The organism is Frigoribacterium sp. MCBA15_019 (assembly GCF_001864945.1).
Taxonomy (GTDB): domain Bacteria; phylum Actinomycetota; class Actinomycetes; order Actinomycetales; family Microbacteriaceae; genus Frigoribacterium.
Map to the genome: position 1 here is coordinate 354,634 of NZ_MJGS01000002.1, position 6,081 is coordinate 360,714.

Annotated in this window: 7 protein-coding genes; all 7 read left to right on the forward strand. The window is 67.6% G+C overall.

Features of this window, described 5'->3' with window-relative positions; all coding sequences use genetic code 11:
• Positions 1–5: 5 nt before the first annotated feature.
• The 7 genes from BIV04_RS06630 to BIV04_RS06660 all read left to right on the forward strand — a co-directional run bounded on the left by BIV04_RS06630 (position 6) and on the right by BIV04_RS06660 (position 5,133).
• A complete protein-coding gene (locus BIV04_RS06630; RefSeq protein WP_071255264.1) occupies positions 6–998 on the forward strand; it encodes an aldo/keto reductase in 993 nt (330 codons plus the stop codon).
• A gap of 14 nt (positions 999–1,012) precedes the next feature.
• Positions 1,013–1,510, forward strand: a complete 498-nt coding sequence (locus BIV04_RS06635; RefSeq protein ID WP_218141827.1) for a lipocalin-like domain-containing protein — start codon at positions 1,013–1,015, stop codon at positions 1,508–1,510.
• A gap of 134 nt (positions 1,511–1,644) precedes the next feature.
• Positions 1,645–2,532, forward strand: coding sequence for an aldo/keto reductase (locus tag BIV04_RS06640; protein ID WP_071255265.1), 888 nt, complete (start codon positions 1,645–1,647; stop codon positions 2,530–2,532).
• A 1-nt stretch (position 2,533) separates the two neighbouring features.
• On the forward strand, positions 2,534–3,424 hold the full coding sequence (locus BIV04_RS06645) for a helix-turn-helix domain-containing protein (protein ID WP_071255266.1): 891 nt from the start codon (positions 2,534–2,536) through the stop codon (positions 3,422–3,424).
• 29 nt (positions 3,425–3,453) lie between these two features.
• Complete coding sequence (locus BIV04_RS06650; RefSeq protein ID WP_071255268.1) at positions 3,454–4,341, forward strand: aldo/keto reductase; 888 nt, start codon at positions 3,454–3,456, stop codon at positions 4,339–4,341.
• A 45-nt stretch (positions 4,342–4,386) separates the two neighbouring features.
• Positions 4,387–4,722, forward strand: a complete 336-nt coding sequence (locus tag BIV04_RS06655; RefSeq protein WP_071255272.1) for a carboxymuconolactone decarboxylase family protein — start codon at positions 4,387–4,389, stop codon at positions 4,720–4,722.
• Positions 4,723–4,731: 9 nt separating this feature from the next.
• Positions 4,732–5,133 (forward strand): cupin domain-containing protein, encoded by a 402-nt coding sequence (locus BIV04_RS06660; protein ID WP_071255274.1) that lies wholly within the window; start codon positions 4,732–4,734, stop codon positions 5,131–5,133.
• Positions 5,134–6,081: the final 948 nt, after the last annotated feature.

The following is a 6,081-nucleotide window of genomic DNA, read 5'->3' on the forward strand; positions in this document are numbered from 1 at the left end:
AGACCATGACGACTCGCACACTGGGCGCCGACGGCCCCGCCGTCTCGCCCATCGGCTTCGGCTGCATGACCATGACCGGCGGCTACGGCGTCGCACCCGATCGACACGACATGGTGCAGTTGCTGCGCCGTGCCGTCGACCAGGGTGTGACCCTGTTCGACACCGCAGAGGTCTACGGACCGCACGCCAATGAAGAACTCCTCGGCGAAGCTCTCGCCGACCGGCCCGACGACGTCCTGATCGCGACGAAGTTCGCAACGGCCATCGACCCCGTGACGCGGAAGCCGCGGGGACGGCTGCTGCGACCGGAGGAGGTCGCCGAGGCAGCCGAGGGCTCACTCCGCCGTCTCGGGGTCGACAGGCTCGACGTGTACTACCAGCACCGCATCAACCCCGACATCCCGATCGAGGACTACGCCGGTGCGGTCAACGAGCTCGTCGCCGCCGGCAAGGTGCACCGGTACGGCCTCTCGGAGGCGTCGGAGAGCACCATCCGTCGAGCCCACGCCGTGCTGCCCCTGACCGCGGTGCAGAGCGAGTACTCGCTCTGGTGGCGCCGACCCGACGAGGGCGTGCTGGAGGCGTGCCGCGAACTCGGCATCGGGTTCGTGCCGTTCAGCCCGTTGGGAAAGGGATTCCTGACCGGCACCATCACGGCGTCGACCTCGTTCGGTGAAGGCGACCTCCGGGCCAGCATCCCGCGCTTCGGTCCTGACGTCATCGAGCACAACCTGAGACTCGTCGACGTCGTGCAGGCAATCGCCGAGGAGCAGGGAGCAACGCCCGGACAGGTCGCCCTGGCCTGGCTACTGGCCCGCGAACCGTTCATCGTCCCCATCCCCGGCACCACGAAGGCCCACCGGCTCGACGAGAACCTGGGGGCCCTCGACGTGACCCTCACCGACTCCCAAATGGAACGACTGACCGCGCTTTCCGACAATGCAGCCGTGGTCGGCGCCCGGTACCCCGACTTCCTCGAAGCCCAGACCGACATCTGACCGAAAGGCACGACATGCGCACCACGAACCACCGGACCACGAGCATCGCCCTGACCCTCATCATCGCAGCGGGCGCGACCGGCTGTGCCTCCACCACGGCGACCGACACCCCTGGAGAGTCGCCGGCAGCATCATCTGGCGGTCCCACGAGCAGGCTGACCGGCCAGTGGGAGATGACCTCGCTCGAGGTCGGCACGGACGGCGACCTGTCAGTCGTCCCGTACTCCGGCCAGGTCGTCTTCACGGCCGCCGGCACGATGGCCGTCGAGGCTGCCAACCCCGACACGGCGGCCCCTGACGGGCCGTACACCGTCGACGGGTACGAGGCTTTCTACGGCGAGGTGACCCCCGTTGACGACGACTCGTTCACCGTCGAGATCGAGTCCGCCCTCGCGCGGGACCTCGTCGGCCAGAGTCTCGCGCGGGACTTCGAAGTCACAGGCGACACGCTCGTCCTGACCCCGACCGACCCCACCGAGGGCTTCCGAGCCACGTACGCACGCCAGGACTGACGCGGCGGCCAGGGGGATCACGGCCGGACAGCGGCGCAGTCCCGGAGGGGTGGTCTACGGGACCACTGTTCAACACGGCCTTTCCCGTTCTCCAGGCGACGGTTCTACTGGAAACTGACGAAGAAAGGAACACCATGACCACCGAGACCATCACCCTGAACAACGGCGTCGAGATCCCTTCGCTGGGACTCGGCGTCCTCGCGAGCGAGGGAGACGAGGCCCGCGACGCCGTCGCGACGGCGCTCCGCACCGGGTACCGCCTGGTCGACACCGCGGCGGCCTACGGGAACGAGCGACAGGTCGGTGCCGGCCTGCGCGAGTCGGGAGTCGACCGCGACGACGTCTTCCTCACCACCAAGCTGTGGATGACCGACTACGGTTACGACGAGACGCTCCGGGCCTTCGACACCAGCACCGCCAAGCTCGGCGTCGACCACGTCGACCTCTACCTCCTGCACTGGCCGTGGCCGGCGAGCTGGGACAAGACGGTCGCCTCCTACCGGGCGGCGGAGCACCTCCTCAAGGAAGGACGTGTGAGTGCCGTCGGAGTGGCCAACTTCAAGCCCGACCACCTCCGGAAGCTCGTGGCCGAGACCGACGTGGTCCCCGCCGTGAACCAAATCGAGCTGCACCCGAACTTCCAGCAGCCCGACCAGGTCGCCCTGCACCGTGAACTCGGCATCGTGACCCAGGCCTGGTCGCCCATCGGGGGCGTCTACGGCTGGGCCGGCGAGAACGGCGCGGTCCCGCCGCTGCAGAACGAGAAGGTCCAGGCCATCGCCGACGCGCACGGCAAGACGCCTGCCCAGGTCATCCTCCGCTGGCACCTGCAGGAGGGGCGGAGCGTCATTCCGAAGTCGGTCCGTCCCGAGCGCATCGCCGAGAACGCCGACGTCTTCGACTTCGCTCTGAGCCCGGAGCAGATGCAGGACATCACCGCTCTCGACACTGGTCGTCGAGGCGCCATCGACCCGGACGACGCCACCCCCGAGGTCATCGACCTCACCATCGACGCGGCCTGACATGTCGACGCAGGACGAGATCAGCAGCTTCCTGACCTCCCGGCGGGCCCGCCTCACGCCCGCCCAGGCGGGCGTGCCAGTGTTCTCGGGCACGCGCCGGGTCCCGGGACTTCGCCGGGAGGAGGTCGCCCAGCTGGCCGGAGTCAGTACCGACTACTACTCCAAGCTCGAACGCGGCACCTCCCGTGGCGCCTCCCGCGAGGTGCTCGAGGCGATCGCCCGTGCGCTGCAGCTGGACGACACCGAGACCCAGCACCTCCTCGATCTCGTCCAGCAGACCGCGGTACCGGTCCGCCGTCGTCCCCGGCCTCGCACGGGGGTGACTGTCGCTCCAGGGACGCAGATGGTGCTCGACGCCCTGACCGTTCCGGCCATCATCCAGAACCCGCGCCTCGACATCGTCGCAGCGAACACCCTCGGGGCAGCGCTTTACGACCTGCCCCGCCCGGTCGCCGGCGGCGAGCTCTTCAACGGGGCGCGCTTCCAGTTCCTCGACAAGCGAGCGGAGAACTTCTACGTCGACGCCGACCTCGCCAAGCGCAACGTCGTGGCGCTCCTCCACCAGGCCGCGGGTCGAGACCCCTACGACGAGGATCTCATCCGCCTCGTCGGCCAGCTCTCGACCCAGAGCCCGGAGTTCCGCGCCCTGTGGGCCTCCCACGACGTCATCCGCTTCCAACGCGGCGCCAAGCGCTACCGACACCCCCAGGTCGGTGATCTCGAATTCGGCTACGAGTCGTTCGACCTCACCACCGACCCAGGACTCACCATGCTCGTCTACACGATCGAGCCGCACTCGGCGACAGCGGAGCGCATCGCGCTCCTGGCGTCCTGGGTGCACTCTCCCGATGCCGGAGCGGAGACTCCGGCCCCCACGCGTCCCCACGCGTGACGATTACCGATCACGACACGGAGGAACACATGACCGATTTCCTGACCCTGAACAACGACGTCCGCATCCCGACCCTCGGGCTCGGCGTCTTCCAGAGCCCGCCCGACGAGACCACCGCGGCCGTCGAGGCGGCACTCGGCGCCGGGTACCGGCACATCGACACCGCCGCCGGCTACGGCAACGAACGCGAGGTCGGCGAGGGCATCCGCCGGTCCGGTCTCGACCGCAGTGACGTGTTCATCGAGACCAAGGTCTGGGTGAGCGACTACGGGCACGACGAGACCCTGCACGCCTTCGAGAAGAGCGCCACCAAGCTCGGCGTCGACCAGATCGACCTGCTGATCCTGCACCAGCCCATGCCCCAGCACTTCGAGCGAACCATTGCCGCCTACCAGGCTCTCGAGGCGCTGCTGGCCGACGGCCGGGTGCGAGCCATCGGCGTGAGCAACTTCATGCCCCACCACCTGGAGGCCCTCCGCGCCGAGACCGATGTCGTCCCCGCCGTCAACCAGGTCGAGCTGCACCCCTACTTCACGCAGTCAGAGGTCCAGCGGGCAGACGCCGCACTCGGCACGCTGACCCAGGCCTGGTCGCCCATCGGCGGCATCACGTTCTACCCGGGATGGGGAGAAGGGCGCAAGAGCGTCCTCGACGACGACACCATCGGCCGCATCGCGGTAGCGCACGACAAGTCGCCCGCCCAGGTGATGCTGCGCTGGCACCTCCAGCAGGGCCGGTCGGTGATCCCCAAGTCGACGAATCCTGACCGCATCCGCCAGAACATCGACGTCTTCGACTTCGACCTCACCGAGGGAGAACTCGTCGACATCGACGCGCTCGACCGCGGAGTGCGCGGCGGCCCCGACCCCGACGAGGTCGACCCCTCCACCTGGGACCTGGAGATCTCCGAGGCCTGACCTGACCTCGACCACGAGACGACCCGAGCGACAAGGAGACACCCCATGACCGACCAGCCACGCCAGGTAGGAGGAGGACGGAACCTCTTCGGCGACTTCGCCCCGAAGCTCGCCGAGCTCACCGACGACGTCCTCTTCGCCGACGTCTGGAACCGGCCCGAACTCTCGGCCCGCGACCGCAGCCTGATCACCGTTGCCGTCCTCACCGCAGGCGGCAACACCGAGCAGCTGAAGTTCCACCTCGGGCGGGCCGTCGAGAACGGCGTCACCCAGGAGGAGCTGATCGAGGCCATCACCCACGTCACCCTCTACGCCGGCTGGCCGAACGGCATGGCCGCGATGGGTGTCGCCAAGGGCCTATTCACCACCGCCGAGAAGTAAGGACGGACCATGAACATCGAACCCGCCACCCCGACCAGCAGGAACCCGCCCGAGCAGTTCGCTGGCGACGTCTGGCTCGACCCCATCGCCGTTCCGCACGAGGACGGTCAGCACATGACCGTCGCGACCGTGCGCTTCGCGCCCGGTGCCCGCACCGCCTGGCACTCGCACGAGAAGGGCCAGTACCTGCGCGTCACCGCCGGCGTCGGCCGCTTCGGCACCCGAGACGGCCACATCATCGACGTGCACCCCGGCCAGACGATCTACACCCCGCCCGGCGAGGAGCACTTCCACGCCGCCGCCCCCGGCGTCTTCATGGAGCACATAGCCATGCTCGAGAGCGGCGACGACCCCGCCGCCACGACCACGTGGCTCGAGCACATCACCGACGAGGACTTCACCGGACGTTGAGGTTTCTCGGTGATGCTCCCTAAACGCCCCATCACGGAGGGAACTCTCCTCGATTGAGCGCCCTGCGGTGCCCGATAGGGGATCGTCTACCGCCCGTCCGTTTGAAAAGCCAATGGTCTGAACTTCGTCGACACTCAGGCCTCGCCGCCGTATGAGGAGTTCAGCGGTGCCTTCCACGGGCTGCTGTTTCGAGATGATGGACCGCGTCGGTGTGGCTCTCCCGACCATCACCCTGTGTCCTGAGGTCGCCAGAGAAGGTACGAGAAAGTATGTCTACATCCCGTTCTATTGCTGTCATCGGGGGCATTTTGCTGGCGCTGTCGGGCGTCCTCGCGGGCGGCTTCGTCTTGACGACGCTGCTGTCCGAACCGGACACCGGAGCAAACATCGGCGGAGGGCTGATGATGCTGGCCGCGGCCCCTCTTGCCATCGCTGGAGTAGTCGTCTTGGTCGTGAGCGCCTTGCTCAGCTACTTGGCTCGCCGGAAGGCCATCCGTACCCCCTAAGCATTTCGGGTTCGCGCCTAGCTTGCTTCGCCTCGACAGCGACATCTTCTGGGTATCCCTCCGCGCTCCTGGTGCAGCGATCGGACGTTGCCCGATAGACGATCGGCTATGGGACGGCACCGCGAGCAGTATGGGGTGGTGAGGGTGATGATGATCGCTGGCCAGAGCTTGGCGGTATCGGCGGAACAGGAAGCCAAGTGGCCATTTTTAGTGGCTGAGGCGGTTCGCGCGGTCGAGGATGGTGAGCGGCAGGTTCCGACCGTCTGGTTCCGCACGGACGCAGGTGTCAGCGGGTCGCTGCCCGTCTCCGATCTTTTCCCCGTCAAATTTGTCGACGACGAGACGCCTCCGAACTATCTGGGCTTCGTAACACTCCTTGGTCGAGCCGCAGAGCCACGAGACGCGCTTAGCGCCCGATAGGGGATCCTGACGCGGGCGTTCG

Bases quoted from the DNA above. Each gene is read 5' to 3' on its own strand.
- BIV04_RS06630 (WP_071255264.1), top strand. From the start codon at position 6: ATGACGACTCGCACACTGGGCGCCGACGGCCCCGCCGTCTCGCCCATC.
- BIV04_RS06635 (WP_218141827.1), top strand. From the start codon at position 1,013: ATGCGCACCACGAACCACCGGACCACGAGCATCGCCCTGACCCTCATC.
- BIV04_RS06640 (WP_071255265.1), top strand. From the start codon at position 1,645: ATGACCACCGAGACCATCACCCTGAACAACGGCGTCGAGATCCCTTCG.
- BIV04_RS06645 (WP_071255266.1), top strand. From the start codon at position 2,534: ATGTCGACGCAGGACGAGATCAGCAGCTTCCTGACCTCCCGGCGGGCC.
- BIV04_RS06650 (WP_071255268.1), top strand. From the start codon at position 3,454: ATGACCGATTTCCTGACCCTGAACAACGACGTCCGCATCCCGACCCTC.
- BIV04_RS06655 (WP_071255272.1), top strand. From the start codon at position 4,387: ATGACCGACCAGCCACGCCAGGTAGGAGGAGGACGGAACCTCTTCGGC.
- BIV04_RS06660 (WP_071255274.1), top strand. From the start codon at position 4,732: ATGAACATCGAACCCGCCACCCCGACCAGCAGGAACCCGCCCGAGCAG.